26 protein-coding genes are annotated in these 25374 nt (G+C 51.0%); 15 read left to right on the top strand and 11 right to left on the bottom strand.

Annotated elements, in window-relative coordinates; translation table 11 throughout:
• Positions 1-353 precede the first annotated feature (353 nt).
• From Q1Q75_RS09860 to Q1Q75_RS09850, 3 genes are all read left to right on the top strand, one after another.
• Positions 354-596 carry a hypothetical protein gene (locus Q1Q75_RS09860; protein ID WP_300669898.1) on the top strand — a complete coding sequence of 81 codons (243 nt, stop codon included), beginning with the start codon at positions 354-356 and terminating at the stop codon, positions 594-596.
• Between the two features lie 339 nt (positions 597-935).
• Positions 936-1364: a transposase gene (locus tag Q1Q75_RS09855; protein WP_300669897.1), complete on the top strand. Its 429-nt coding sequence runs from the start codon at positions 936-938 to the stop codon at positions 1362-1364.
• Entirely contained in the window at positions 1361-1858 is a 498-nt protein-coding gene (locus tag Q1Q75_RS09850) for a hypothetical protein (protein ID WP_300669895.1), read from the top strand. Before Q1Q75_RS09855 ends, Q1Q75_RS09850 begins: the two co-directional genes overlap by 4 nt.
• 533 nt (positions 1859-2391) lie before the next feature.
• On the opposite strand, the gene Q1Q75_RS09845 is transcribed toward Q1Q75_RS09850, so the two are convergent.
• The 5 genes from Q1Q75_RS09845 to Q1Q75_RS09825 all read right to left on the bottom strand — a co-directional run bounded on the left by Q1Q75_RS09845 (position 2392) and on the right by Q1Q75_RS09825 (position 8200).
• Entirely contained in the window at positions 2392-2754 is a 363-nt protein-coding gene (locus tag Q1Q75_RS09845) for a rhodanese-like domain-containing protein (protein WP_300669893.1), read from the bottom strand.
• Positions 2755-2814: 60 nt separating this feature from the next.
• A complete protein-coding gene (locus Q1Q75_RS09840; RefSeq protein WP_300669891.1) occupies positions 2815-3006 on the bottom strand; it encodes a hypothetical protein in 192 nt (63 codons plus the stop codon).
• A gap of 575 nt (positions 3007-3581) precedes the next feature.
• Positions 3582-3833, bottom strand: a complete 252-nt coding sequence (locus Q1Q75_RS09835) for a hypothetical protein (protein ID WP_300669890.1) — start codon at positions 3831-3833, stop codon at positions 3582-3584.
• A gap of 681 nt (positions 3834-4514) precedes the next feature.
• Positions 4515-7388, bottom strand: coding sequence for an autotransporter domain-containing protein (locus Q1Q75_RS09830; RefSeq protein WP_300669889.1), 2874 nt, complete (start codon positions 7386-7388; stop codon positions 4515-4517).
• Positions 7389-7870: 482 nt separating this feature from the next.
• The gene (locus Q1Q75_RS09825) at positions 7871-8200 is read right to left on the bottom strand and encodes a helix-turn-helix domain-containing protein (RefSeq protein WP_300669888.1); all 330 of its coding nucleotides are present in this window, start codon (positions 8198-8200) and stop codon (positions 7871-7873) included.
• Between the two features lie 165 nt (positions 8201-8365).
• Here Q1Q75_RS09825 and Q1Q75_RS09820 point away from each other — a divergent pair, with 165 nt between their 5' ends.
• Positions 8366-9025, top strand: coding sequence for an NAD(P)H-dependent oxidoreductase (locus Q1Q75_RS09820; RefSeq protein ID WP_300669887.1), 660 nt, complete (start codon positions 8366-8368; stop codon positions 9023-9025).
• A gap of 83 nt (positions 9026-9108) precedes the next feature.
• On the opposite strand, the gene Q1Q75_RS09815 is transcribed toward Q1Q75_RS09820, so the two are convergent.
• From Q1Q75_RS09815 to Q1Q75_RS09805, 3 genes are read right to left on the bottom strand one after another with little or no spacing between them, the layout of a single operon-like run.
• Positions 9109-9453 (bottom strand): antibiotic biosynthesis monooxygenase, encoded by a 345-nt coding sequence (locus tag Q1Q75_RS09815; RefSeq protein WP_300669886.1) that lies wholly within the window; start codon positions 9451-9453, stop codon positions 9109-9111.
• 12 nt (positions 9454-9465) lie between these two features.
• The gene (locus Q1Q75_RS09810; RefSeq protein ID WP_300669884.1) at positions 9466-9945 is read right to left on the bottom strand and encodes a methylated-DNA--[protein]-cysteine S-methyltransferase; all 480 of its coding nucleotides are present in this window, start codon (positions 9943-9945) and stop codon (positions 9466-9468) included.
• Positions 9908-11404, bottom strand: coding sequence for an AlkA N-terminal domain-containing protein (locus tag Q1Q75_RS09805; RefSeq protein WP_300669882.1), 1497 nt, complete (start codon positions 11402-11404; stop codon positions 9908-9910). The genes Q1Q75_RS09810 and Q1Q75_RS09805 overlap by 38 nt, the downstream gene beginning before the upstream one ends.
• A gap of 569 nt (positions 11405-11973) precedes the next feature.
• Here Q1Q75_RS09805 and Q1Q75_RS09800 point away from each other — a divergent pair.
• From Q1Q75_RS09800 to Q1Q75_RS09790, 3 genes are all read left to right on the top strand, one after another.
• A complete protein-coding gene (locus tag Q1Q75_RS09800) occupies positions 11974-12426 on the top strand; it encodes an iron-sulfur cluster assembly scaffold protein (protein ID WP_300669880.1) in 453 nt (150 codons plus the stop codon).
• A 344-nt stretch (positions 12427-12770) separates the two neighbouring features.
• Positions 12771-13139, top strand: a complete 369-nt coding sequence (locus Q1Q75_RS09795; RefSeq protein ID WP_300669877.1) for a 4Fe-4S binding protein — start codon at positions 12771-12773, stop codon at positions 13137-13139.
• Between the two features lie 142 nt (positions 13140-13281).
• Complete coding sequence (locus Q1Q75_RS09790; RefSeq protein WP_300669875.1) at positions 13282-13731, top strand: hypothetical protein; 450 nt, start codon at positions 13282-13284, stop codon at positions 13729-13731.
• Positions 13732-13748: 17 nt separating this feature from the next.
• Here the strand turns inward: Q1Q75_RS09790 and corA are convergent, their stop codons facing one another.
• The gene (gene corA, locus Q1Q75_RS09785) at positions 13749-14813 is read right to left on the bottom strand and encodes a magnesium/cobalt transporter CorA (RefSeq protein ID WP_300669873.1); all 1065 of its coding nucleotides are present in this window, start codon (positions 14811-14813) and stop codon (positions 13749-13751) included.
• Between the two features lie 94 nt (positions 14814-14907).
• On the opposite strand from corA, the gene Q1Q75_RS09780 reads away from it, so the two are divergent.
• From Q1Q75_RS09780 to Q1Q75_RS09765, 4 genes are all read left to right on the top strand, one after another.
• The gene (locus Q1Q75_RS09780; RefSeq protein ID WP_300669871.1) at positions 14908-15708 is read left to right on the top strand and encodes a crotonase/enoyl-CoA hydratase family protein; all 801 of its coding nucleotides are present in this window, start codon (positions 14908-14910) and stop codon (positions 15706-15708) included.
• A gap of 198 nt (positions 15709-15906) precedes the next feature.
• Positions 15907-17046, top strand: a complete 1140-nt coding sequence (locus Q1Q75_RS09775) for a hypothetical protein (RefSeq protein WP_300669869.1) — start codon at positions 15907-15909, stop codon at positions 17044-17046.
• A 385-nt stretch (positions 17047-17431) separates the two neighbouring features.
• Positions 17432-18439 carry a helicase associated domain-containing protein gene (locus tag Q1Q75_RS09770; RefSeq protein WP_300669867.1) on the top strand — a complete coding sequence of 336 codons (1008 nt, stop codon included), beginning with the start codon at positions 17432-17434 and terminating at the stop codon, positions 18437-18439.
• Positions 18429-19229 (top strand): hypothetical protein, encoded by an 801-nt coding sequence (locus tag Q1Q75_RS09765; protein WP_300669865.1) that lies wholly within the window; start codon positions 18429-18431, stop codon positions 19227-19229. The genes Q1Q75_RS09770 and Q1Q75_RS09765 overlap by 11 nt, the downstream gene beginning before the upstream one ends.
• 329 nt (positions 19230-19558) lie before the next feature.
• Here the strand turns inward: Q1Q75_RS09765 and Q1Q75_RS09760 are convergent, their stop codons facing one another.
• Positions 19559-20581: an endonuclease/exonuclease/phosphatase family protein gene (locus tag Q1Q75_RS09760; RefSeq protein ID WP_300669863.1), complete on the bottom strand. Its 1023-nt coding sequence runs from the start codon at positions 20579-20581 to the stop codon at positions 19559-19561.
• A 276-nt stretch (positions 20582-20857) separates the two neighbouring features.
• Here Q1Q75_RS09760 and Q1Q75_RS09755 point away from each other — a divergent pair, with 276 nt between their 5' ends.
• The 4 genes from Q1Q75_RS09755 to Q1Q75_RS09740 all read left to right on the top strand — a co-directional run bounded on the left by Q1Q75_RS09755 (position 20858) and on the right by Q1Q75_RS09740 (position 24172).
• Positions 20858-21322, top strand: a complete 465-nt coding sequence (locus tag Q1Q75_RS09755; RefSeq protein WP_300669861.1) for a DUF1456 family protein — start codon at positions 20858-20860, stop codon at positions 21320-21322.
• 57 nt (positions 21323-21379) lie between these two features.
• Complete coding sequence (gene creD / locus Q1Q75_RS09750) at positions 21380-22717, top strand: cell envelope integrity protein CreD (RefSeq protein ID WP_300669859.1); 1338 nt, start codon at positions 21380-21382, stop codon at positions 22715-22717.
• 183 nt (positions 22718-22900) lie between these two features.
• Positions 22901-23290 (top strand): cupin, encoded by a 390-nt coding sequence (locus tag Q1Q75_RS09745; protein ID WP_300669857.1) that lies wholly within the window; start codon positions 22901-22903, stop codon positions 23288-23290.
• 51 nt (positions 23291-23341) lie between these two features.
• The gene (locus tag Q1Q75_RS09740) at positions 23342-24172 is read left to right on the top strand and encodes an AraC family transcriptional regulator (protein ID WP_300669855.1); all 831 of its coding nucleotides are present in this window, start codon (positions 23342-23344) and stop codon (positions 24170-24172) included.
• 102 nt (positions 24173-24274) lie between these two features.
• On the opposite strand, the gene Q1Q75_RS09735 is transcribed toward Q1Q75_RS09740, so the two are convergent.
• Positions 24275-25267, bottom strand: coding sequence for a nitronate monooxygenase (locus Q1Q75_RS09735; protein ID WP_300669852.1), 993 nt, complete (start codon positions 25265-25267; stop codon positions 24275-24277).
• Positions 25268-25374: the final 107 nt, after the last annotated feature.

Below are 25374 nucleotides of genomic sequence, written 5' to 3'. Positions count from 1 at the left end.
GAAGCAGGGTATAACGTTTGTCTGGTAAGAACTATGGGAGTCACTCAGAGGGCATAAACCATATAACCGGAAAACCAGATGATTGCGCAAACATGGTAGCAAAGTTATACGCCTGACGGGGTGTCGCCTGTCAGGTCGATGATCTGGTAAAAAGGATCTGAGCCGAGGAACCGTATGAGGGAAATCTTCACGTACGGGTCTGTGGGGGGAGCGCCGGGTAACCGGTGCTTCTACCTGGAAAGGGACGTCAAAAAGCTGCGCTCGTTCCTCGCTTCACTTTTTGACGCCCCTGAGCGTAGCGTTCTGCTTTTAAACAAGGGAATTAAATTATCTTACTGTCCGAAAAACTATTTTTGAAATTTGCTTCAATTATAACTAAAATTGTAGGATACTTTTTTATCATTGACGGTATTGTTGCTTTTCTCGTATTAACGCCGCTTGTCTTTTTTGGCAAGGGTGAAACACCTGATAGGATTTTTTTTATTTCCATAGTTTTAATTGCCGCTTCATTATCAGTTTTTATGGGTATTTTTGTTTTGAAAGATGCCATGCATTACATAGAAAAAATTCATGCAAAGTTTAAAGAGTCTTTCTAAGTTGCTCTTATAAAATTGACAATGCAGAACAAAGTGGTTCACCTGACTGGCTACGCCGGCTTTTTTTGGAGCCCGTCATTTTATAAACTTTTTTAATTTCTTCACCTCTGTCAGTAATTTCCGCCAGCAGGTGACCACCAGCGTTAGGCAGTATATTTATCTGTAGACCAGGGGACAGGCACCATGAGACCAGGGGACAGGCACCATGCGCTTGACCTTCACGCCAATCTATGAGACACTCATCATCAGTAAGTAACCTGCCTTTTTAATTGAAATTCATTCCAGAACCCAATCAATATATTCGTATTTCTGACATGACACACCAAGGAGATGACGCGTATGCCTCGTATTCCCCGGATGGTCAGGACAGATCCCGGCCAGAAAACCGTTTATCATGTGATCAGTCGGACGGCTCTTGATGGCCTCCCATTTAAAGATGCGGAGAAAGACGAACTGGTGCGTGTGATCCAGCGATTTTCCATGGTGTATGCCGTGGAGGTGTTGGGCTTTAGTGCGATGAGTAATCACTTCCACATTCTCGTAGAGGTGAGTCCGGGGGCGATGCTTTCGGATGAAGAAGTGCGGCGGCGTTTTATGCTTCTTCAGACCAGAGGGTCGGAGTTTCCTGAAGGGCAGCTTGAGGCTTTCAGGGAAAGGTTTTCCAGCTTATCGTGGTATGTGAAGGACATCAAACAGACCTTCTCCCGGTACTACAATCGGAAAAAAAGCGCCGGGGTACGCTCTGGGGGGAGCGGTTTAAAAGTGTGATTGTGGAGAAGGGCGAGACCGTTATCAATTGTCTGGCGTATATCGACTTGAATGCCGTAAGGGCGGGCATTGTGAAGCGGCCGGAGGACTATCGCTGGTGCTCCATCGGGCACCATGTGCAGACGGGAAATCGGGACGGGTTTCTGTCTTTGGACTTCGGGCTGATGGAGTTCGGGGTGGAGAGCGCAGAACGACTGCAAAAATACCGCGAATTTCTTTATCACGCGGGATCGGTGAAAAAACGGGGCAAGGCCGCGATCTCAGCGCGGGTGTTTCAGTCTGAAAAGGAGAAAAATTTTGAGCTGGATCGCAGCCGGAGGTTCATGTCTCGAACCCGATATTTTACCGACTCGGGCATCATCGGCTCCAAAGCCTTTGTGATTGGAACCTATGACGTCTTTAAGGATCGACTTTATGGAAACCGGGAACGGGTTCCCAGGCAGGTGAAAGGGCTTGATGGCATGTATTCCATGAAGCGATTGAGAGAGGCCTGATGGTTTTCTGCCGCTGTACCAGATAACATCCGCAATAAAGACAATAATCTGCAAATATTCAAAATGAATTCAGCACCCATTCCTGCTGTGGTGAGGGCATACGATTTATATTTTGTCCTTGGTCATGGTCGTTGGAAGGGCTGTTCCTGCATCGGCCTATTCGGGCCTCGATTGACAATCACATCTTAAGCCCAGATTGAATCACTGGGATTACGACGTTTTTTTTGGGGTAGAAATCATGTGAGAAGAAGATCCTATGATATGAAATTCAATATCAGGTGCATGTCGCCTGTCCCCTGGTTTCTGGTTTACTGGTTTACTGGTTTCCTCTCAATCCATTTATTTATTTATTTTTTGCCAGAGCCCTAACGCATCACCGGAAGTCCCACCCCAAGAATCAGCAGACCAAAAGACCAACCACGCTCGAATGTCCCGTAACGTTTTGCGGCCTCTTGTGTCTGCTGAATTCTATTGATGGTTCAATCCATCAGGTAAAAAACGAATGCCAGGGCGTTATGATCACCCCTATCCATCTACTCGAGGATATACACATCGGGATAGTCCATTAGCTTCAGAGTCGAAGCAATAACACCCGCCACAGCCGTGACATCGTGGACAATGACAAGGCTGTTGCTTTTATTCAACTCCTCCATCATGGGCTTCGAAAACATGTTGCTGTAATCGACATGTTTCGCCCCTCTGACATGACTTTTTTTATACTCTGCTTCATCACGAAAATCGACAAACGTACAATTTTTCAGCTTTCGGGCGTCGTCTTCGGCAACGATGAAATCTGCAAAGTTATTTTTGTTTACCGCAATCAATGCGTCCAGGAGTGCCTGATCCCCGACCGTTGAGTACCCCGCTTTTTTCCACCCCTTGATCCCGTCTTTCATCCAGTAAACATTTTTGTAGCCGTTCTTAACCGCCAACCTGGCGGCGTGATAGGATTTCCATCATGTGCTTGAGGCACAATAGGTGATAATGGGGGTATTTTTATCTTTGGGGAACTGAGCCACGTCAAAATCAACGTCGCTCAAGGCCATATCCGTCCGTTTGTGGTCCTTCGGAACCAGGCAGGTAATATGAATGGTACCGGAGGGATGCCCCCTCATGAAATCGGTGGTGTGACTGTGACAGGCAATCACGACCGCCCCCTCTGAATGAAGCGTTTTGGCTTCTTTCAGGCTTATTGCTTTAAAACCGTCTCCCCCTTTGTCAGGGGCAGGTACCTTGGCCGCAAACCCTAACGTTGAAAATCCAACAATCAACATTAGTGATAAAACAAAAGTAAACACTCTTCTCTGTATCACTACTTAGCTCCTTCTTCTTAATGTTATTACTTTCTTCAGTGAAATACCATGCCTCGAATATAACATTGGTCCACTAAGAAACGCGAACGTGTACCACCCCCTTTCATCAATATTAAATGTTATTTAGACAAGAAAAGTACACACGGTTTTGCGTAACAGAACAAGGACCGACCCACGACAGCGAAATATGACAGGCCCGTACAAAAAACGGTACGCTTACTATATTTACTCAAGTAAAGCTCTGAAAAAAACGAGCCACAAGATCAATGAAAAATCGGGAAATCAAAACAGTTGGCATTCTTGGGCCAAATCAAACACTCCCGACAAAATCAAACAGAATACCTTGGATTACATTTTGCATTTTTGAAACGACTAAAAATATTACTGCAAAAAACTGTAATTATAGATTATTACTTAGTTTTGATTGTTTTCTCATGAAATATCCGGGCTAAGCCGAAAATCTCTTTTGTGACACCGATGCGTAAGGTGCCAAACTTAACCAGTAATGTAATGTCGTTTAGCTCTTGCCATAACTTAATCGGTTTATCGTGTTCCTTTTTCATCGAGAAAAGGGAATATAAGCGCCGAAAGAGAGGTAGATTCAATTGTTTTTCGATTATTTGCAGCATGTTAATTTGGCCCGACCCCATTCCTTTTTCCATTCCTTTTCATTCTCTTTATGAACACATGGGAAAATAAAAGAAATGGAAGACAGGGGCAAACCATACGCCCAAGGCGAGGCGCAACGTTGTTCGTTAAGGTGGGGGGGCACTATCCAATGGTTGAAAGACACGCACCTATTTCTTCCGGGCCAGCTACTGTCGGCGTAACCATTTGTAAATGGATGATCAGTCAAGCCATATGGCGAAATTATTTCACACCTAACATAAGGTTACCCCAAAGAACAAGCGTTAAAACTCTGAAAAGACAAGAAAAAAACAAGCAATAGGTGGTGCGGGTGACAAGAAAAATATATGGAAACATGCGCGATGTGCATGCCATAGGTACAAGAGAAGGTCTGCTTGGTGTCCTTTACATACCAAGACAAACTGCAAAAACGTTCCCTTAACGCCTCCGGCGGGTCGTTTTTTGAACAAAGCTCTGCAAAAAATTTCCGGTTCGTTAAACCAGAATCATATGGCTTGCCTATATCGGTGAATCAAGGAAATAGCTCTTAAGGCCTGTTGGTCATACCAACAATGGGACCAGGGAACCAGGGGACAGGCACTCTGCATGCTCTGGAGGCGTTGCGAAACGCTGAGGGGCAAATGTACGCGTGGGTTTCGTTGGGTATGATATGACAGATAAGGGGGGGGGGCAGTGGATCACTTTTGCCCCGGTCGTTACCAGCGGTATCCTATATTCACGCCGGCTCCCCACTCCTTCCCGTGGCTGTGGATGGCCATAACGACCCCCCCGTTTATATTAAAATGGTCCGTCATGTCACTGCCTATCCCTACCCCGCTGAGGAGGGTGTGTTCACCCCGGTTCTGGCCGGCGAAGGATTGTTTGAACTCAGGATGGCTCACCAGGGCTGCGTCAATGTCATGGGCCTTGTTTTGGTTGGCGTAAAAATCATGTTCATAGCGCACAAAACCCATGGGGTAGAGGCTCTTTGTCGGGTGCAGACTGCCGAAACGTGCATTCAGACCGGCGCTGGTGACAATCGCCTGGGCATCTGCCGAATCGAGTCTTAGGCTGAAATCCGGGTCACCCGACTCTTCAAAAGCTTCCTGGGTGTAGTAGGTGTAATTCAGGCCGATTTCAGGGCTAAGGGTCACCCAACTGTTTTGGTAACCGACGATTGAGGCCATGAGACCGGCATACGCCGTGTGGCTGTCATAATCTGCCGAAGGGGTTGCCTTTACACCGGCAAGGGTGATCCATCGCTTTGAGCTGTTGGCCCCGTAGGCATACCCCAAAAGGCCCTTCATCGCCAGATTATGGCTGAATTGTTTATGGAGATAAGCCCCCAGGTGATAAGACTCGCCGTCAAAGCTCTGATCGGCCGTGTCGTGTTCATCCATTTTTTGGGACCCAAATGACGCATACCCACCCAAAACACTCGAGGGGGTAGTGATAAGGTCATAACCGAGGGTCAAGCCGGAGAGCGTGTATCCAAAATCTCCCAGGCCGTCATCTCCGTCGATATCTCCATCGCTATAGCTTGCATCCAGCCAAAGTCGTCTGCCCGCATCCTCGACCACACGTTGGCTGGTACCCGTCGTCACATGGCCTGCTGAAGCATGGCTTAAGACCGTATTCATCACCCTGTCGGCCTGTTCCAGGGAGACCGTCATGTAAGATGAATAGGGCTCGGCATGGAGACTGTCGGAGTGGGCCTGCAGCTGGTCGTTTGTGATAAGCCCCAAGGCGGATTGGGTACGCATGTTGCCCGCATTAGAGCTGTTGCTCAACAGCGCCACGGCGTTTTTCTGGTTTGGGGTCGTAAGGCTCGGGTGTGTCAACAGCGATGCAACGGGCAGCGTTTCAAGCTTGACGGACACTTTCTGATTCGCCCCCGGACTGGCAACCTGGGAGCTTTTGAGCAGCGCAGGCATGCTGCCGCCGAGAATGATGGTTGCGGCATCACTGTCAGAGCTTGCCCCCATAATAAAATAAGAAAGGTCATAGACACCGTCGGTATTATCTCCCCCCTTTGCATACTCATTGGCTGATTTTCCTGCCTCAAACGACTCCAGATTGAATGCAATCGAAGAAAAGCCAAAGAGAGCCCCTCGCCTAAAAAAAATACTGTCATTGTACGTTATGAATGAGGGGAAATTGGGGTCGATGACCTTGCCACCCGGCTGCACACGCAGGTTCAACCTGTTGTTACCAGAGAAGAGAAACTGATTGGCTTCAAACCCTTTGCCTGCTGTGTTGCTTGCCCGGGTTTCATTGATGGTGGCATTTTTAAACCCCATAAGAAGCGTTGATACCCCCCCATAAGAGACCTCTCCCGAGAGTTCCGAATCGTTGACCGTAAGATACGACAAATCACTTAAATTATATCCTTTGTTGATCATGATGCTGTTGTTTTTCAACGCTAAACCATTGATGTATTCATTGGCTCGGAGTTTGTCCATGGATACGCTTGCATTGTCCAAAGTCCACAGGCTCGCCTTAAAATCCGAATTTATTGAGCCGGTAACATCCGTGTGACCGTTTTTAAAGACAAATTCACCGTCACTCGTTATGGCGACTTTATCGGTATTTGCCGTAAACAGACTGCCATCTCCCAGAGAGATGGTGTTGTCACCTTCAAAGTAGACCACGCCGAACACATACCCTGACGGGGTAACGTCGTAGCTTCGAAACTCGGTGTTGTTGTTCAGGACAATCGTCGAATTTTTAATGATGGGGTTGGTCAACTCCAGGCTGACGGCATCGGAGGCATAAGAACCTTTCAGGGTAACGGTTGCACCATCGATGATGGACGGGTCGCTGATACCGTTGAGCACGTCCTGGTGATACTTGGTCAACAACACCTTGCTGTCGACGATAGAAAGGGAACTTCCAGGCTGCATGTTCAGGTTGCCCGTCGTCATGGCATTCAAAAAGGTGCCGTTGAAAATTTCGAGATCTGAATTGGGTTCCAGGATCAATGAAAATGGAAGCACGTTGCTTGTCTCCAACTCACTGACTTGGATACGATTATTAACCCCTTTAACGGATAAATAAGCTGTGCTGGAAAAGGCCGTGCTGGTCGTCGGATCTACCACAAATTCGGCATTTTCAAGCTTAATATAGCTTGGGGTTCCAACACCCGAATCGCCGAGAATAATCTGCTTAATATAGAATTGAGATGTAATGGGAGACGACTTATCAATGACATGCCATTTTGCATTTTTAATAGAAATAGAGTGAAACTCCAATTCTAACGGAGCCGCATTGTATATGGGAGAGCCGTAGACGGACCAGTCCGGGCGGCTGGTTCCTCCCTCGAAAACCAAGTCACGGTAAGGCAGATTTATGGCAGAGCCATCGCCCAATATTGTGTCCCGACGAAAAGTAAAGCTCGTTGTGTTGTTAAACAAGAGCGTATCGACCCTCGAGAGATCTGAAACGCCATACGTTGCAATAAGATCCAAATCCAGAAGCGTCTGCTCCGGGATATTAGACGGTACGGTGTAGGTTTCTGAAAATACGAATAAACAGGTAGCATGTAGCATGACCAGCACAAACCCGATCGTTTTTAACATGGTGGTATGCATGGGTTGCACCTCCCGTGATTCAAACCGTTTAGACTTGTTTTTTGTCGATTAGTGACCGCTGCGAAACCCTTTGATGGTTGCGTCTGGTAATTTTTAAATCGTGAAGGCTGGTACCCAATGTTTTCCGGGGCGCAGGAGAGGCTGTGTCCTGCAGGTCACTTCAGTGGGGTGGGGCGAAGGCGATACATAAACAACCTACAGCATAGAGTAAATTCATATCAATAGATTTTTTGAAAAAAGAGCCACCCACAAAAGAGACGGGGTGGTCTGAGGGGAGAGACTGCGATTCCAATGCGGGTATTTCACTCCGAAAAGGAGAAAATGATTGAACTGGATCGCAGCGGGCGGTTGATGGCCCGAGCCGATATTTTGTCGGCTCGGGAATGAATGGTTTTCATGGGGGCGTGGTTGCAAAGACTCATGTGCCTGTCCCTATCTCCCCCCTATCTCCTATCTCACTATCTCACTTATCATTATCGTTCTTATGCCATTTGCAGATGTTCCTTGCCCCAATTTCGCATCATGAGGATGAGTGGCCTCAAGGTCTCTCCACGGTCTGTTAGGCTGTACTCGACCTTGGGTGGAACTTCTGCAAACACCTCCCGGTGGAGAATACCATCACTTTCCAGCTCTCGGAGTTGCTTGGTCAACGTGCGTTGGGTGATGTCTGGCATCAGCCGTTTGAGTTCGCCGAATCGGTAGGTTTTTTCAAGAAGGTGATAAAGGATCACCCCTTTCCATTTTCCGCCGATCACTTCCAATGTGGCCTCTACGGGGCACCCCTCATTTTTATCGTAACTGCTGTGACGCAAGGTTGGCCTCATTAGTATACATTTAGATACTACAGCACAAAATTGTGCGTACTTGTATAAAAAATCCTATGCCTATACTCATGCTTTTAAATGAGCCTGTCAAAGAAAAAAATGAAGACTCTGGGCCGGTGATATCACTAAAAAATAAATTTTGAGGTACGATCCATGAAAAGAGACGATATTTTGGCTGCATATAACTTTCGCCATGCCTGCAAATCCTTTGATTCAACCCTGTCGATCAACACCGATGATTTTCATCTGATTATGGAGACGGCGCGCCTTTCTCCCAGCTCTTTCGGGTTTGAGCCGTGGAAGTTTCTTGTGGTGGAAAGTCCGGCCCTTAAAGAAGAGCTTAAGCCGGTGACCTGGGGAGGCCAGGGGCAGATTCCAACGGCCTCCAAGATCGTGATCTGCCTGGCACGAAAGACGCCGTACATGAAACACGACAGCGATTACATCCAGAATTTTATGAGCGATATTCAAAAGCTTCCTGAAGAGATTGTGACGATGAAAGGGGGCTTTTTCAAAAAATTTCAGGAGGAAGATTTCAAGCTTCTGGAAAGTGAACGAGCCCTCTTTGATTGGTCGTGCAAGCAGTGCTACATCGCTCTGGGCAATATGATGACCACGGCTGCTATGCTTGGCATTGACAGTTGTCCCATGGAAGGGTTTGACAGGGATGGCGTGGAAGCGATTCTTGCGAAAAATGCGGGGGTTGATCTTACGTCCTTTGGCGTTGCCTACATGGTGGCTTTTGGGTACAGGGAGAATGAACCCATGGAAAAAACGAGGCAGGGGAAAGAAAGTGTTATCGAGGTGGTGTAGGGTGGACCAGGTAAACCAGGGAGCCAGGCCCATGCGCTCTGGTTTTTCCTGGTTTTTTTCAAGTGAAAGTGAAGAGTATGTGGTTACAAAAGTGCGTGGTTTGAATCGTCCGGGGCCTGGCTTCGGCTCTCCGGGGTGTAGTCCCGGGTGACTCCCGCAACCCGGATGCGGTAGCTTTTAAAGAGTTTTTCTTTTCCTGTCTTTTGGGCCATGCGGTGATCCATGAGGTTGCGCCATTTTTCGATGGCCTCTTCGTTCTCCCAGAAGGAGAGGCTGAGGAGTTTCCCTTCATGAACCAGGCTCTCGAATCGCTCCATGGAGATAAAGCCCTCGCGGTTTTCAAGAAAGCCTCGGATCTCTCCGGCAATGCTCAGATACTTTTCTTTGCCCTCTTTTGTGGGCGTCACTTCGAATATTACGGCAAACATAAGGGGGTCCTTTTACTCTCTTTTTTCCAGTGTGATGAGTTTCTCTTTGATGGTGAGCCCGTGGGCAAACCCTGTGAGGCTGCCATTGGCTCCCACCACCCGGTGGCAGGGAATGATCAGGGGGATGGGGTTTTTGCTGTTGGCCAAGCCCACAGCACGGGAGGCCTTTTTATTGCCGATGGCTTTTGCGATTTCACCATAACTCCGGAGTTCCCCAAAGGGGATGCGGCAGAGCTCACCCCAGACGGTTTTTTGAAAGTCCGTCCCCGAGGGGTTGAGAACCAGATCAAAAATTTTGCGTTTCCCCTGCATAAACTCAAGAACCTGCTCCCTTGCGTTCTCAAAAAATGCGTCGTCCCGGATCCACTCTGTTGAAACGTTAAAGATTCTTTTTCCCTCGCCCGTGCAGAGATGAAGGTGGGATAGTCCCTCTTCATCACCCACCAGAATGACCTCACAAAAAGGTGTTTTGAATTGTGTGTACCGGTGCATACGATTCTCCTATATGCCATAAGGCCAATGTGGCGTAGCTGCGGTATGGACGCCAGGGCTCGGCCAGGGTGATGATCTCTTGGGTTGAGGGGCGCTTTTCCCCTTGGGTGAGGGCTTTGATGACGCCGAGATCTGTGGCTGGAAAGGCGTCTTTCATGCCGAGGCCCCGCATGGCCACATAGTGAACGGTCCAGTCTCCGATGCCCTTGAGGGCCGAGAACTCTTTGTGAAAAGTTTCAAAGGGCTGGTTTGCCGTGAGGGCGACCTGTTTATTCAATACGGCATGTGTCGCGGTTTTCAGTGTGGTCTGTCGGGTCTGGGTGAGGCCGATGCCTGAGAGATCGAGATCGTTCAACTCGTCGGCTGTGGGAAAGAAAAAGTCGATGCCTTCCGGCGAGTCATCTGGGGTGATGACCCCTGCCTTTTTCGCAATACGCCCGGCATAGGTGGTGGCGGCTTTGACGGTGATCTGCTGGCCCAAAATCGCTCGGATAACAAACTCAAAGGGTTCAAAGGCCACGGGAAGTCTGGGTACATGGCCCTCTTTCATTCCAGGGATGAGAGCTTTTTGGATTTTGAGTGAGGCATTGATCCGGGTGAAATCTGTATCGAGGTCAAACATCCGCCGTACTCGGTGGGTCACCTCCATGAAGCATCGGATGTCATCACAGCAGATGGTGAGGGCGAGTGCCGATTGGGTTGGTTTGTCCGTCACCGTGAAGTGGCCGCGGGTCTGTTTCAGGCGAAAACTTCGGGTGTAGCTTTCGTGGGTGACGACCTCCACGCCGGTGATGGCTCGGAGCCTTAAGAATGTCAGGAGCTGGTCAAAGTCAAAGGGCTTTTTATAGGGAAGCAGCAGGCTGGTGTTGTGGGCAGAGGCTCCGGGTGCTGCTTTTTTTCGGCCCTCTTCCTCCTGCCTCACCTGGGTGGGCGTTTTACCGAAGGTGGATTTAAAGACCTCGTTGAATTGCCGGATGGACCCAAATCCGGAGGCGTAGGCGATGTCTGTGATGCTCTGGCTTGAGAAGAGGAGACATTTTTTGGCAAAAAGAGCTTTGTGGTATCGGGCGATGGTGACGGGGGAGGCGCCCAGGTTGTCGGTGAAGAGTTTTCTTAAATGGCGAGCCGAAATGCCCATCTCCTCTGCCAACTCTTCAATGGAGTGATCGTGGAGATATCCGGATTCAATTTTTTCCAGGGCTCCTTTGACCAGAAACTGGCCGTCTACGTTGCCGTTGTAGCAGCACACCTCCACGTCGGGCCTGCATCTGTAGCAGGGCCTGAACCCCGCCTCTATGGCCGAAAAGAGCGTGGCAAAATAGCGGACGTTCTCCTCTTTTGCCACGGGGGACGGACACGAAGGCCTGCAGAAGATCCCCGTGGTTTTGACCCCGAAGAAGAACTGGCCGTCGTAGTTTTTGTCTTTGGCGATTCTCGCCGCGCTGAACTCCTGAGTCATGGGTTCCTTCTCAATGTTCATTATTCGGCATGTCTCAGCCTTCAGTTGCCGGAGGCTTTTATGGGCGCTGAATGGTTGCCTGTGTCATGTATCCTTACGTTTGTTGGGAAAAGCGGGCAAGCGGTTTTCGGAGATGGCATTTATTGGGTTATCAGGAGGGCAGGGGTGAGGCCTCTTTACATAAAAAAATAAATGCACAACCCGCATCAAAATGCCGTCGAGTTTTGGCCCGAGGCCTTTGGCCTTGATCGCCTGTCCCTATTCCATATCTCCCTATCTCCTCTCATGAAATATCCGGGTCAGAGGCTTGTCAATGTTCGCGGAGTAACCCTTGAGCCAATGCTAAAAGCCATTGTGTTGCCTGGTACTTTGATTTATCTCGGTGAGTATAGTATCTATACTCATCGAAAAAACTCTGCGGAAAAAATGAGGTTATGAGCACAAGACCATGAATTAAGGAACCGGAGAGTGTTCAGAGACCATGATGGAGGCGGTTTTTTGCGTCAGTGTTCGTTAAGACCCAGAAACACAATATGAGCCTAAACCACATATAAATATAGGATAAAGAGATGGGCGATTTAGATACATTTTTGGATAATCTTCAGGAAGAAATTTTTGACGAGGCCAAAGCATCTTTTGGCGAAAAGGGTTATGAACGTTGGAGGAACCCTCGCTTTCAGGGGAAAATGGAGTCTGCGGATGCCTTTGCTTCGCTGACAGGCTCTTGCGGGGATACCATGGAAATTTATCTGAAATTTTCAGGCAACCGCGTTACGGAAGCGTCCTATTTTACAAATGGTTGCGCTTCAAGTTCTCTATGTGGTTCCTTTGCCTCAGAGCTTGCCATTGGAAGAGATCCCGACGAGCTTGCAGAAATTACCGGAGAGCTTATCCTCGAAACCGTCGGTAAATTACCCGATGAAGACACGCATTGCTCAGGACTTGCGGCGTCAACACTTCGGGACGCTCTGACGTGTTATATGAAAAAAACCCTGGACCAGGATGGTGCTTCTGACGTTTAGTCTTTATGGCTGTTTTAAGAAATACTCTGTATAAAAGTTAGAGTATTTCTTTGCCCAGTCACTCTGCAGAGAGGCCATGTCAATGGCTGAAGAGATTTTTCTGTTACTATTCAGGCGACGCATTCAGAGGCCAAGCGTATTCGCAATCCGCTTTTCATGTGACAGATCTTGTCGCCGGAGGCTTTGTGTATTGCTGAATGGTTATATTTTCCTTTGAATGTCAGGGCGCTTTCGCTTGGTTCAGAGGCTTTTAAATTATCAAATGCTGTTGTTCGACGGTACTCGTCGGATGGCATGCGATCATATAAACGCATACATCGAATCGAAAAAAGGGATAAACCAACATGCCATGGATAAAGAGAGATTTGTGCACGGGGTGCCAACTATGCGTCGATGCCTGTTCCGCCGGGGTTATCGTTATGGAAGAAGACACTGCCATTATAAATGAAGACGCGTGCATACGATGTGGGGTCTGCCACGACGTGTGCCCGGAAGAAGCCGTTCGTCATGACGGCGAACGCATTCCTGATGAAGTGCAGGCCAATTTAGACTGGATCAAAACGCTGTTGGCTCATGATTATTATGCCAATGACAAGGCCAAACAAAAACAGCTTATCGAACGTTTGGGGAAATATTATACTAAAAACAAAAAAGTCATAGAAAAAACCAGTGAGCAGCTCGAAATGCTCATTAATGAAGAATACACAGAATGAATCGATGCTGGAGAAATAGTTCGTTATAACCCGCGCTGTTGTAAGGGATGGTGAAAAATCCCCCCCCCCCCATCCCTGAGCGCCGCGTTGTGATTTTCTCAGTTAACATTTTGCTGATAATGAATGTTTGAAAGGAAAGAGGATGTTTGGACTTTTAAAAAAAAAGACGTTGAAGGGAGCGTTAAAGAAAACAACGGCCGATTTGAAAAAAAAGTATCCAAAATCCCTTGTTTCGGGAGATCCCTTTTTTTCAAACGAAGAGATCAACATCATTACCCAGATTCAATTATTTAAGAATGTCGAGAGCCGTTATAAAGACTACTCGTTGTCTGGTTATGGGGGATTGTGCTGGTTTATATCTAAATTTATTGGGGAAGTGATTGATAAAATAGAAAATCAACGTGAGATAAATCCAAGTATACACACGACAGCCTATAAATTGTCCTTTTATGCCAGGCTATTGGTCGACTCGATCCCTTCATTGACGTTAAAAAAAAACGATATGAAACAAATCAAGGACGCCGGATTACATGCCAACAAATATTTTGAACTAACCCAAGGAACCCGCGAGACCTCTTTTCCTGCCTCGTAATTTCTCTTTTTTCCGAGTCAGAGCCAGTTCCTGCGTTTGAAGAAGCGGATCATGGTGACAGCTACCCCCAGCAGGACGACCCAGAAGATAAAATAGCTGTACCGAAAATGAAGTTCGGGGACGTACTCGAAGTTGGTGCCGTAGATTCCGGCGATAAAGGTCAAGGGGATAAAGATGGCTGAAAAAATGGTGAGGACCTTCATGATTTCGTTCAGGCGGTTGCTGATGCCGGTGTTGAAGATATTTAGATGGTCGGAGAGCATCTCGCGATAGGTGTCAATCACTTCCACCGCCTGGGTGGCGAGGTCGAGTAAATCTTTGAGAAAGGGGGCCGTGGGGTCATCGATCAGGTCTGAATCCAGACGGCTGAGGTGGAGAATGAACTCCCGGGCCGGTCGGATGGTTTTCCGCACATAGTTCATCTCTCGTTTGTAGGTGTTGATCTTTGCGAGAATGGCAGGCGTGGGGTTTTCCAGGATCTCATCTTCGATCTCTTCAATCTGTTCCCCGATGCGTTCGATGATGAAGATGTACTTGTCCACGACGGTGTCTAACAGCGCGTAGGCCAGGTAGTCGATCCCGACGCCCCGGATTCGCCCTTTGTGCTTGCGGATGCGCTCCCTTACCGGCTCAAATACATCTCCCGGTCGCTCCTGGAAAGTCAGGAGGAAGGTCCTGCCGAGGACCATGCTCAACTGTTCGTTGTGGATTCTCTCTTCCTTTTCGTCATAGGTCATGATCTTTAACGTGAAGAAGAGGGTGTCATCGTACTCCTCCATCTTGGGGCGTTGTCCGGTGTTTAAAATATCTTCGATCACCAGGGGATGAAGGCCAAAGGCCTGGCCGACATCACGGATGACGTCGGTCTCATGGAGCCCATTGATGTTGATCCAGGTCACGGTATCCGTCTCTTTGAAGTGACGGCCCTCCTTGATGTCCGCTATCTCGATCTCCGTGAGATGTTCCCGGTCGTAATCGATCACATGAAGGGTCGCCTGCTGAACCTTCTGGCTCCCGATAAAAATCATTTCGCCTGGGGCCTTGCCCATGGCGGCGTCTTTGTTTTTTAAAAATCGAGCCATGATGTCTCTTCCTTTTCAGTTGCGTGGGGTCGGTGGCATCTGGTTTAGTGGGGCAGGATTTTTGATTGACCCTTTCATGTGAAGGCCCACGATTATGATGTTAGAAGATGCCCCCTCCTCCTGCTCCATCAGGACCGAAAAAAATGGAAACGTATGGACCATAATAATCCACCGTCCCGATGTTCGCAATGCCATTGACGGCGTGGCGGCTGATGAATTGACCGAGGCCTTTCAGGCCTTTGAAGACGATCCCGACAGCCGCGTGGCCGTCCTTTACGGAAGCGGGGGGACCTTTTGTGCCGGGGGCGATCTTGCCGCCATGGTGGCCGATGGGCACAACCCCATTCGAGAAAAGGGGGGCGGCCCCATAGGTATTTCACATCTTCGCCTGTCCAAGCCTGTCATCGCGGCTGTTTCGGGGTATGCTGTGGCCGGAGGTCTGGAGCTGGCCCTCTTCTGTGATATCCGGATGGCTGAAACGAGTGCGGTCTTTGGCGTGTTCAACCGGCGCTGGGGGCTGCCCTTATGCAACGGGAGCACCGCGCGTCTTCCCCGTTTGATTGGCCATGGCAGGGCCATGGACATGATCTTGACAGGTCGCCCGGTTTCAGCCGAGGAAGCGCTGGCCTATGGGCTGGTGACGCGGGTGGTTGAAGATGGCACGGTCAGGGCCGAAGCGGAAACGCTTGCAGCGGACATGGCAGCCTTTCCGCCCGAAGGGCTTCGGTGCGACCGATGGAATACCCTCACCCAATTCTCGATGGATCTGGATGAGGCCCTCGACCATGAACTGCAAAACGCCGCCCGGGTGTTTGACAAAAAAGAGGCCCTGAAGGGGGCCAGGGCCTTTGTTAACGGCAAAGGCCGGCATGGCACCTTTGGTGGTTCGTCTTAATAGGCCGCGCGGTGGCACCCTTGTTGCCTCGCCCCTTGGTTTTAAACAGGGTTGGGTATATCATGACCCCAGAGGCAAGGCCGTTTTTGTGGGCTGAGATGATATGATCGGAGCCGGCATGTTGGGTTCCTTCAGTCCATCGGCTGCGTTAACAGGTGTTTAATGGCACCTTTAAAACACAGAGTGTAAGGATATCCCATGGCATCATTGGATTTTGAGAAAGAGAAACAGGTCTTTCGTGACTATCACAGTGAAAATCACGAATTGCTTGAAGCCGCCAAGCACGCCTTTATTGTGATTATTAATTCAATTCTGGCAGAGGATATTCCTATTTCCTCGGTCACAGGCCGAGTGAAAGATAAAGAAGAGTGCATCAAGAAATTTTCAAGAAAATATCAGACCCAGCTTGAAGCAGACCGTATTCCTTATGAAATTAAGGACCATATTACAGATTTGATAGGCCTTCGCGTTGTTTCGCTGTATGAATCCGATATCGTGAGGATTCGTGATATTCTCTCCGAAGAGTTTGAATTCATCGAGATCACCGACAAGATCGAAGCGATGGAGAGCAAAGAGGATTCCTTCGGATACAAGGGGCTGCATGTCGATCTGAGGCTCAAGGAACCCCGGCGCGGAATGCGCGAGTATTCCCGTTACAATGACTTTCGCTTTGAGATGCAGATAAGAACGATTATTCAGGACGCCTGGAGCGCTCTGGACCATAAGATTAAGTATAAAAAATCCATTCCTCTTTATTTAAAACGTCGAATTAACACCCTCGCGGCTCTCTTTGAACTGGCAGACAGAGAGTTCTTCAGCATTCGGGAAGAGACGATAAAATCAGCAGAAAAAGAGAAGCTGAAAAGGGACAGACTCTCGGATGATGAACCGTTAAACGCCTTTTCTTTTCTGGCCATCGCAGAAGAAAAATTTCCTGATTATCGCTTTCAGCCCCACAAGGTCGACGGGTTTGTCCTGGAGCTGGTGGACTATGGGGACCTCTCTCCGAGTCGGTTTAAGGCCATCGTCGATGCCAGCTATCAGACGGTGGATGACTACAAGCAGTACCTGGGGCAAAATGATACCCAGCGCCATGCCCTGAACCCCTACATGGTGATTAGGCATCTGCTGTACAAGGAAGACAATGATCGGTATCAGCGTATTTTGTATAACGATCAAAGAGATCGATTTGATGCCTGGTTGAACAGGCATGAGAACGTGCATGAGAATGGTCACGAGAACGGGCATGCAGAAAAAAAACAGCCTTCCGTGGCTAAAAAAACAGGGCCCTCAGAGAAAAAGTCTCCCGCCGGTGGCAAGGTGGCGAAACCAAAGTAGCACAAACCACCTTGAAAGCCGGTTTGTGGATGCGTTTCGTGTATATGAAGGGTGGGCCCGGTGTCTTTCTATACCGTCATTGGTTCCTTTGCCCTTCCGCACTCCTTTTTTATATTTTGTTGCCTGGTTTCAGGGATGCGAGACCTGCAGAAACCGTCCAGATATTTGACAAAATACATTTATTCACATAATTATGGTTAATTATCCTGCTGCCCTCCTTTTTTTAATCCGTTTCACGTAAAGAATCCTGGCGTCGGTACAAACCCGATGCGTTTTGGATGGACGAATGCCCCCTTTTGGGGGCTTTGTTGGCCAGGGAGAGATCGCAGCAAGTCAACGTTTTCATCTGTCTGCTTGTTCATAGAAACCAGAAAAGGAGCCTGTGATGCGAGAATTGCGTTTGATGCTGGAGGGAGAGGTGGCGCTGTACGCCATCAGCAACGAGATCGCGCTGGATTTGCCGGACTTGAGCCTGGAAGCGCAAGAGGAACTCGTCGAATTAATGGCAGATGCAGCAGAGTATTGTGGGGTGGAACGGTTGTGCTGGCATGTGACGCCCAGGGGGTATGGGGCGTTGGTTCGGGTCTACCCACCGGGCGAGGTGGATGAGGCAGAGTTGAGTCGGCGGGTCGCTCTCTGGTATGGCGATGACGCGGCCGAGGCCCTGGTGAGTGCGGGGGTGAAAGAGAGAAAGAAGTTTGTCTCGCTCTCTAAGGGCTATTTGAAGAAGATGCACTCGATTCTGGAGTATGCCCGTCTGTTTCAGCCTCGGTTTTCTCGGTATTCAAACCGGCAGCACGGGCGTCGCGGGTTGGTCTGGCGTCAGAGGTTTCGAAGTTATCTGCTCGAGGATTCCCCGGAGGTGCGCACGCGGTTTGCCGGATATCTTCACACACGGCCCCATGGAGAGCCCGATACGGGGGTATTTTCTTCGCTTTTCCTGGCGGATTCCGGAGACAGCTCGTGTCGGAAGGCCTATCGGGAGCTGACGGGAATGAGATCATGGGAGTCGGCCCGAAGTTGCCTCGGGGAGGCCGTGGCGGAGATGGCGGCGCGTGTGGTGCGTCCCTCCTGCGGGGAAGTGGACGACAAAAAAATCGAAAGTGCCCGAAAACGCAGCCGAAGACGGCAAAAGAAGGCGTTGCTGACCGATGCGGCGTGGATGGGCTTTTATGACGCATACCAGACCTTTGTGGCCACGAATGGGTCGGCTCGCTTTCCCAAGAATGCACCCCATTACGACGGCCTGAGGTACTGGGTCCAGATGCAACGCACCTACCTGAAGCGCGGACGCCTGGGGACGAGGCGCCGGGAACTTCTCGAATCCATCTCTTTTCCGGTCTACGTGAACGGACAGAGAGCTCCCGGAGACGAGAGTCCCCATGCCGTTTAAAGAGATTCTTTTAAAAAAAATAGCGATGGGACAGCGGAGACAGCGGGTCCTTTCTACCCTGGGGCCGGTGGGCAGCGGTTGCCACGTCGATAAAAAAGCCATGAAAGCGCTGCTCTTGTCTGCCGGGTTCCGGTGCCTGCCGCTTCGGGGGCTGGAGCTCTATCTGCGTGAAGGCACCGCCGATGACGAGGTACAGACCATTTTTGTGCTGGACAACGATCTCCCGGCTTACCACACCACCGTGGGGGATGTGGCCTTGCGGAAAGAGCCGACCTTAAAGGAGATGATCAGCATTCGAAATGCCATGCGCATATTAAATGACGCGGATGTGCTGGTCAGCCGAAAAGAAACATCGGTGGAGACCGTCTACCAGGAAGGGCTCTCCCGGCTGGATCTCTCCTTTTGTGAGGAAGATATTCGTCAGCTGGAGTATGAAGGCCGGGCCGCCGTGGAGTGGAAAGATGCCGATGCCGTGGTTGAAAGCCTCGCTCTTTTTGGGGAGCTGCTTGGGCTTTTGCCGGCTCCCGGAACCTTGCGGATGGATCACTGTCATATCCGGGGCCGGTTCTCGAAAGATGAGAGAGGGGGCGACGGGTTCGGCCCCTTTGTCGTGTACAATCTTGAGGAGGACACCCTGCGCTGGGTTCCGGAGAAAATCGTCCTGGCGGACGAGGACGCCCTCCGTTGTTTTCAGGGCCTGGCCGGGGGAGAAGGCCTCTCGGCTCAGGCTCTTTCCGGCCCTTCGGTGATTCGTTTTCTGGCTGAAGAGGTGTTGCGCGGGAGAGTGTGATTGATCGTGCGCTTGCGCCGTACGAGGCATCCCCTCACCCTTCATGCGAATGCGGACGCGAGGTGTAGAGAGTACCGATAGCCGCAGAGCATGTGTAAATCCATTTCCAAGGTGGCGCTACGTTGCCGCTGGCGGCCCTGCCGGGGGCCAAACTTTTGAAAAGTTTGACAAACAGGTTTTTATGAGTTGACCCGATGAATTTATCTTTGAAGGCGGATGTGATTTGACCCGAGGAACGAGGGACAAAGCGCATCCGCAACCTGCTTTCAAGGTGGCACACCTTGCCGCCGGAGGCTGCTTTTCAAGAGCTGAATAGTTACGTCTTATTTTTATTCTGTGGGGGTGAAGGTGCCATAGACCGGGTAGTGGTCGGAGACGGCTTTTGCCTGTTTTGGGGAGAGGCCGAAGGCTTGATCGAAGCGGAAGACCTTTGCCTTGTCGGGGGCGTAGGGGGCGGTCTCGGCGGTGATGATGATGCGGTCATAGGTGCACGTCGAGGCGGCGAGGTTGGTGTCCATGGCGTTGGTGATGAGCCATCGGTAGTTGGGGCTTCTCAGGGCCGAGGAGGTATCGTCTTCATCGTAATAGGCGCAGTCGGCGTTTAAGTCTCCGAGGATAAGGAGGTGGGGTTCTTCCGGGAAGTGGGCGCGGGCATCGGCCACCACCTCCGGCAGGGCGTTGATTTCTGCGGTGGCCTCATCCGGGTCGGTGTGGAGGGTGATGAGAACAAACGAAAAGTTACCGTGTTTTGCTTTGAACCGGGCGATGAAGGGGTCTCTGTGGAAGCGGTCCTCTCGCGAGTCATCGTAGGTGTAGGAGCGGAGGTATTCGAGGGTCTCGCTCCGGTACATGAAGGCGTATTGCTCTTTGGAGGCGGTGCGTCCCAGGCGCGGCCCGAGAACGACCTGGTAGTCCTGCCCGAGGGCGTCCACCTCTTTTTCCAGGGCTTTTATGGCCTGCCCCGATTTGTCTCTGATTTCCTGTATGGCCACCACATCAAATTGTGAGATAATTGCTCCCAGGGTCTCCATGACCTCGGGTTTGCCGGCCTTTGACCTGCCGAAGACCTGGATATTGAAGTTGGCGATGGTGAGGGGCTCAGAGGGGGCGCTTAGGCCCCGGCGAGAGCTGACGGCCCCTGTGTCGCAGGGGGCGCAGTCTTTTGCCCGGCATGCGGGGGACAGCGGGGTCTGGTCGGCGCATTGGGCGTGGCCTCCTGAGCAGGTGACCCCGCCGTGGCCGGAACAGCATCCTCTGCAGTCGGCGTGCGCGGTTCCGGCCAGGAAGACGATGAGAGCAAACAGCGTGGTCAGGGCGCTGGGGGTGTGACGGAGGATACCGGAAGATTTCATGTTACTTATTTCTTTCCATGAAGCGTATAACAGGGGGCGCAGGGACAGCAGGATATAAAGTGAGATCGCGTTTTCTGTCTTTACGCATTTAAGTCAAACAGTTTTGATTTACTAATTCAAGTGTGTATGGGATGTAAAGGGAAATGAGAATAGCGCCCAGGGATTCTTTTCACCTGTGGGCTTTTCAATAAGGCCCTCTATGTGGGCTTTCTAAAAAAATGAGCAGAAATCCGAGGATGGACAAGCTCATTATATTTTAAAATAAAGGACAACAAGATGGATAATAACGATGTGTTACGACGGATTCGGTATGCCTTTGATTTCAGCGACCCCAAAGTGGTGGATCTGTTTGCCTCCGGGGGCCGTGAGGTGACCCGCGAGCAGGTGCTCACGTGGTTGAAACGAGAAGATGAGCCCTCCTATGTGGCGCTCCCCGACCGTGATCTGGCAACTTTTTTAAATGGGCTCATCAACGACAAACGGGGCAAAAAAGAGGGGCCCCAGCCCGAGCCGGAGAGGCGTTTGACGAACAACCTGATTTTCAAAAAATTGAAGATCGCCTTGAACTTAAGCTCTGAAGAGGTCTTGGCCATTCTGGCCCTGGGGGATTTCAACCTGGGCAAGTCGGAGTTGAGCGCTTTTTTTAGAAAAGAGGGCCACAAGCATTACCGGGAGTGCAAGGATCAGATCCTGCGTAATTTTATCAAGGGGGTTCAGGTGAAGTTTCGGGCGACGAAGTAGCTCAGAGTGAAGGGGAGCCCTTTTTTTGTGTGAGCCCAACGCTTTTAAGGAGACGGTATGAAAAAGCAGGAGACAATCAGAAAGACCGGTGCGTTTATTCGAAACTCTGCCACGGTGAAGGTGATCTCCATCGGCGTGCTGGTGCTGGTCCTTCTGATTCCCATGTCCATGATCTCATCGTTGATGCGGGAGCGGGAGTATAGAAGAGATGATGTGGTCCGGGAGATCAACGCCAAGTGGGGCAACAGCCAGACCTTGACCGGTCCCTTTTTCACCGTCCCCTACAAATCGTTTTACCGTGATAAAGACGATGAGAGGTTGAAATATACCCTTCGATATCTTCATTTTTTACCGGAAAAAGTGACGATTCATGGGCGGCTTGCGCCTCAAATTCGATACCGGAGTCTTTATGAGGCGGTGTTGTACACGGCTGAGATGGAGATAAACGGTGATTTTGAGCTTCCCGTGCTGGCCCAGTCCAATATCGATCCACAGCATGTGCTTTGGGAAAAAGCCGTTTTTTCCATGGGGCTCACCGACATGCGGGGGATTCAGGACAAGATTACGGTGACCTTTGGGGACCGGGAGTACAAGGCGAGTCCGGGATTGAACACAACAGACATCGCCGCCTCCGGCGTGAAGTGTGCGATTCCCCTCTCTCCAGGCATGGACGGCACCCATTTTTCCCTGCGGATAAAGCTCAACGGCAGTGAGGAGATTCATTTTATCCCGGTGGGAGAGACAACCCAGGTGACCCTGGCCTCAAGCTGGCCGTCTCCGAGCTTCAACGGGGCCTTTCTTCCTGCCGAACGGGAGGTGACAGGCGAGGGGTTTACCGCGGGCTGGACCGTGCTTCACCTAAATAGAAACTTCCCCCAGTTCTGGGCGGGGAATCAGTATAAGGTGGGTGACGCAGCCTTTGGGCTGAAGCTGCTGATCACGGCGGATATCTATCAGAAATCGATGCGTCTCTCCAAATATGCGGTGATGTTTATCGTGTTTACCTTTTCGGCGTTCTTTTTTTCCGAGATCCTCACCAAAAAACGCGTTCACCCGATTCAGTATCTCCTGATCGGGCTGGCCGTGCTCCTCTTCTACGTCCTGCTGCTCTCCCTCTCTGAGCACCTGACCTTCGATCTGGCCTATCTCCTGTCGGCGTCGGCCGTCACCGTCCTCATCACGGGTTATTCCCGGGGAATTTTGAGAAACAACCAGTTCTCCTTGACGGTGTTTGGCATCCTGGCCATCTTGTACGCCTACCTCTACATCGTCCTTCAACTGGAAGATTATGCCTTGATTATGGGCAGCGTTGGCCTTTTTCTGGCCTTGACCGGGGTTATGTATATGAGCCGACAGATTGACTGGTACGCTCTGGAGAGAGACGAAAATCAATAGAAAATAAGCACCCTGCGGCACTGTGTGCCACCTTGAACGCAGGGTACGAAGGCTGTTGGCCGGGTTGTCTTTACACAGGCACCCGGCCATTTTCGCAAGATCCTTCAAGACGGTCGAAAGGGATGTCGGTAGGTTGTCCCTGTAGTCAACATCAACCCACATGTCTTGTATCTGGAGGATCTTATGGAAAGAGAATTTTTTGCAGCGATGGCCAACGGCTCAGTGACATACAAAGGGGACGAGGTGTCCTCAGGGGCCGGGGCGTGGTGCGCGCACCCCAGTTTAAAAGGGGTGTATTTGAAGTCCCTCATCACGGGGGAGAAGACAGAAGGGGCCTTGAGCGCCCACGTGGTTCGCATCGAGCCGAACTGTACCCTGGAGCAGCATGCGCACCAGGGGCAGTGGGAACTTCATGAGGTGGTGGGCGGGGACGGGTTCCTTGAGTTTAGCGGGGCGAGTTATCCTTACCATATGGGACGCATGGCAGTGATCCCCCAAGGCGAGGACCACAGCGTGACGGCCGGGGATGCGGGGTTGATGCTCCTTGCCAAATTTTTCCCGGCTCTGGTCTAAACTGGGGGAAGGCTTAAAGCCAGAAAAGTTTTTGGAGGGAACGGACGCGGCATGGGAACACGAGAGCGGATCACGTTTACGAGCCTCCCCTTTTTGCGAGGCATTGAAGCCGTGTCAGGGGAGGATGTCACCAACGTTTTTGGGAAGCACATCCACGCGACCTGTATTGTGGGGCGGGTTCAAAAGGGGGTTCGGATGATCTCCCATGATGGGGATGAGGTGCGCATCCCCTGTGGGGATCTTTTTGTTGTGAACCCCGGGCTGGTGCATGCTTGTACCTCCGGGGAAGGGGGCGCTCACAGCTACGCGCTCCTCTCCATCGCCTCTTCTGTTTTGGCCCGTGTGGCCTCTCAGATTTCGGAAAGAGCCGAGCCCGGGGTGTGGTTTGAGGGTGTTCACAGAACGCATGGAATGATCAGTCGAAGACTCGGCGACTTTTTTGAGATGCTTTCAGATCCATTGTCTCCTTCGTTTGAGAAAGAGAGTCATCTTTATACCCTTCTTGCGGAGATTGTCCTTGCCTTTGCCCAGGCCCCTCCAGAGGTGTGCCGGGTGGGACGGCAGCAGGGAGCCATGGCACGGGTACGCTCTTATATCCAGGCCCACCATGATGCGCCGATCAGCTTGGCGTCCCTGTCGGACGTGGCCTGCCTCAGCCCCTTTCATCTTCAACGCCTTTTTACCTTTCATTATGGCATCTCACCCCATCGGTATGTGACTCACTATCGCATCGCTGAAGCCCGGAAGCTCCTGGTGAAAGGGGCCGCTATCGGTGACGCGGCTCTGGCCACCGGATTTTCGGATCAGAGTCATCTTACCCGCCATTTCAAGCGTGTGGTGGGGACAACCCCTGGTCGATTTATTCAAGCCAACAGGTCTTGAGGTGGGGATAAAGGCCTTGTTTGTGTGGCCGCCAAAAAAAAGGGCGGAACGTTTTTAAACGTTCCGCCCTTGTCACGGGTGGGATAGAAAAATGGCCGTGTTTTATGCGCGAATTTTCTCCGTGACGCGACCGATCTGCGCCTCGGCTTCTGCCGCCATGGTGGCGATGAGCTCTTTGCAGGAAAGGACCTCGTGGATCAGTCCGATGGACTGCCCCACCATCATGGGGGCGATGTTGACATCGCCGGTGTCCCAGGCCCTGAGGCATTTGTCTCCGGTGATCAGGGGGATGATTTTTTCAAGCCCGCCGCCTTCGCGTTCTACATCGAGAACCGACTGGGTGGTCTGGTTGATCAGGGCTCGGCCCTGGAGGTTGACGGACTTGCAGATCAGGGTGGTGTCGCGCTCCTGGCGCTTGACCAGCTCCTCTTTAATTTTGGGATGGATTTCGCACTCTTGCGTGGCCATGAACCGACTGGCCATCATAACGGCGTCGGCGCCGAGCATCAGGGCGGCGGCCATGGTTTTGCCGTTGGCGATGCCTCCGGTGGTAACGACGGGGATGCTGACGGACTCCACGATACGGGGGGTGAGGAGCATGGTGGTGACGTCGTCGGAGAGGGGATGCCCGCCCTCTTCGATGCCTGCGGCGTAGATGCCATCGTACCCGGCTTTTTCGGCGTGGAGGGCGTGACGGACGGACCCGACCTTGTGGAAGAGTCTGACGCCGGCTTTCTTGAGCATGTCGATGTACTCCATGCCGCACGCCTTGTCGATGGGTGCACCGGAGATTTCAAGGGCAGGCACGCGCTCTTCGGCGCAGACCCTGAGGTACATCTTGTGATGCTCCGGTCCGATATTGATGGAGGGCAGCAGGGTAATGTTGACGGTGAAAGGCTTGTCCGTCAGTGTTCGGGTCTCTTTGAGAGCGGCCCGGAATTCGTCTTCTGTTTTGTAGATTGCCGCTGTGATGTTTCCCATGCCGCCTGCGTTGGAGATGGCTGCACACAGTGTCGGTTTACAGATCCACATCATCGCACCGCAGATGATGGGGTAGTCGATATCGAACATCTCGGTTATTTTTGTCTGAATCACCGTTCCTCCTTAAGGTTGAAGGCGGCGGCCGGATCGGTGAGTGCTCCGTGGCAGGGTGGCGTCACCACAAAAGGGGTGAGCGCCAACGGTCGCGGGTCGCATCGTGT

This window comes from Desulfoluna sp. (genome assembly GCF_030145185.1).
GTDB lineage: Bacteria > Desulfobacterota > Desulfobacteria > Desulfobacterales > Desulfolunaceae > Desulfoluna.
The sequence above is the reverse complement of the archived record's forward strand: the minus strand, read 5'-3'. Positions and strand labels throughout refer to the sequence as shown.

Excerpts from the sequence above, each read along its gene's own strand:
- Q1Q75_RS09765 (WP_300669865.1), top strand. The coding sequence starts at position 18,429 with ATGCCGTTTAAAGAGATTCTTTTAAAAAAAATAGCGATGGGACAGCGG.
- Q1Q75_RS09830 (WP_300669889.1), bottom strand. The coding sequence starts at position 7,388 with ATGCATACCACCATGTTAAAAACGATCGGGTTTGTGCTGGTCATGCTA.
- Q1Q75_RS09780 (WP_300669871.1), top strand. The coding sequence starts at position 14,908 with ATGATGTTAGAAGATGCCCCCTCCTCCTGCTCCATCAGGACCGAAAAA.
- Q1Q75_RS09810 (WP_300669884.1), bottom strand. The coding sequence starts at position 9,945 with ATGCACCGGTACACACAATTCAAAACACCTTTTTGTGAGGTCATTCTG.
- Q1Q75_RS09805 (WP_300669882.1), bottom strand. The coding sequence starts at position 11,404 with ATGACTCAGGAGTTCAGCGCGGCGAGAATCGCCAAAGACAAAAACTAC.
- Q1Q75_RS09740 (WP_300669855.1), top strand. The coding sequence starts at position 23,342 with ATGGGAACACGAGAGCGGATCACGTTTACGAGCCTCCCCTTTTTGCGA.
- Q1Q75_RS09820 (WP_300669887.1), top strand. The coding sequence starts at position 8,366 with ATGAAAAGAGACGATATTTTGGCTGCATATAACTTTCGCCATGCCTGC.
- Q1Q75_RS09800 (WP_300669880.1), top strand. The coding sequence starts at position 11,974 with ATGGGCGATTTAGATACATTTTTGGATAATCTTCAGGAAGAAATTTTT.
- Q1Q75_RS09755 (WP_300669861.1), top strand. The coding sequence starts at position 20,858 with ATGGATAATAACGATGTGTTACGACGGATTCGGTATGCCTTTGATTTC.
- Q1Q75_RS09845 (WP_300669893.1), bottom strand. The coding sequence starts at position 2,754 with ATGAAAGACGGGATCAAGGGGTGGAAAAAAGCGGGGTACTCAACGGTC.
- Q1Q75_RS09835 (WP_300669890.1), bottom strand. The coding sequence starts at position 3,833 with ATGGAAAAAGGAATGGGGTCGGGCCAAATTAACATGCTGCAAATAATC.
- Q1Q75_RS09745 (WP_300669857.1), top strand. The coding sequence starts at position 22,901 with ATGGAAAGAGAATTTTTTGCAGCGATGGCCAACGGCTCAGTGACATAC.
- Q1Q75_RS09815 (WP_300669886.1), bottom strand. The coding sequence starts at position 9,453 with ATGTTTGCCGTAATATTCGAAGTGACGCCCACAAAAGAGGGCAAAGAA.
- Q1Q75_RS09855 (WP_300669897.1), top strand. The coding sequence starts at position 936 with ATGCCTCGTATTCCCCGGATGGTCAGGACAGATCCCGGCCAGAAAACC.
- Q1Q75_RS09770 (WP_300669867.1), top strand. The coding sequence starts at position 17,432 with ATGCGAGAATTGCGTTTGATGCTGGAGGGAGAGGTGGCGCTGTACGCC.
- Q1Q75_RS09790 (WP_300669875.1), top strand. The coding sequence starts at position 13,282 with ATGTTTGGACTTTTAAAAAAAAAGACGTTGAAGGGAGCGTTAAAGAAA.
- corA (WP_300669873.1), bottom strand. The coding sequence starts at position 14,813 with ATGGCTCGATTTTTAAAAAACAAAGACGCCGCCATGGGCAAGGCCCCA.
- Q1Q75_RS09775 (WP_300669869.1), top strand. The coding sequence starts at position 15,907 with ATGGCATCATTGGATTTTGAGAAAGAGAAACAGGTCTTTCGTGACTAT.
- Q1Q75_RS09760 (WP_300669863.1), bottom strand. The coding sequence starts at position 20,581 with ATGAAATCTTCCGGTATCCTCCGTCACACCCCCAGCGCCCTGACCACG.
- creD (WP_300669859.1), top strand. The coding sequence starts at position 21,380 with ATGAAAAAGCAGGAGACAATCAGAAAGACCGGTGCGTTTATTCGAAAC.
- Q1Q75_RS09795 (WP_300669877.1), top strand. The coding sequence starts at position 12,771 with ATGCCATGGATAAAGAGAGATTTGTGCACGGGGTGCCAACTATGCGTC.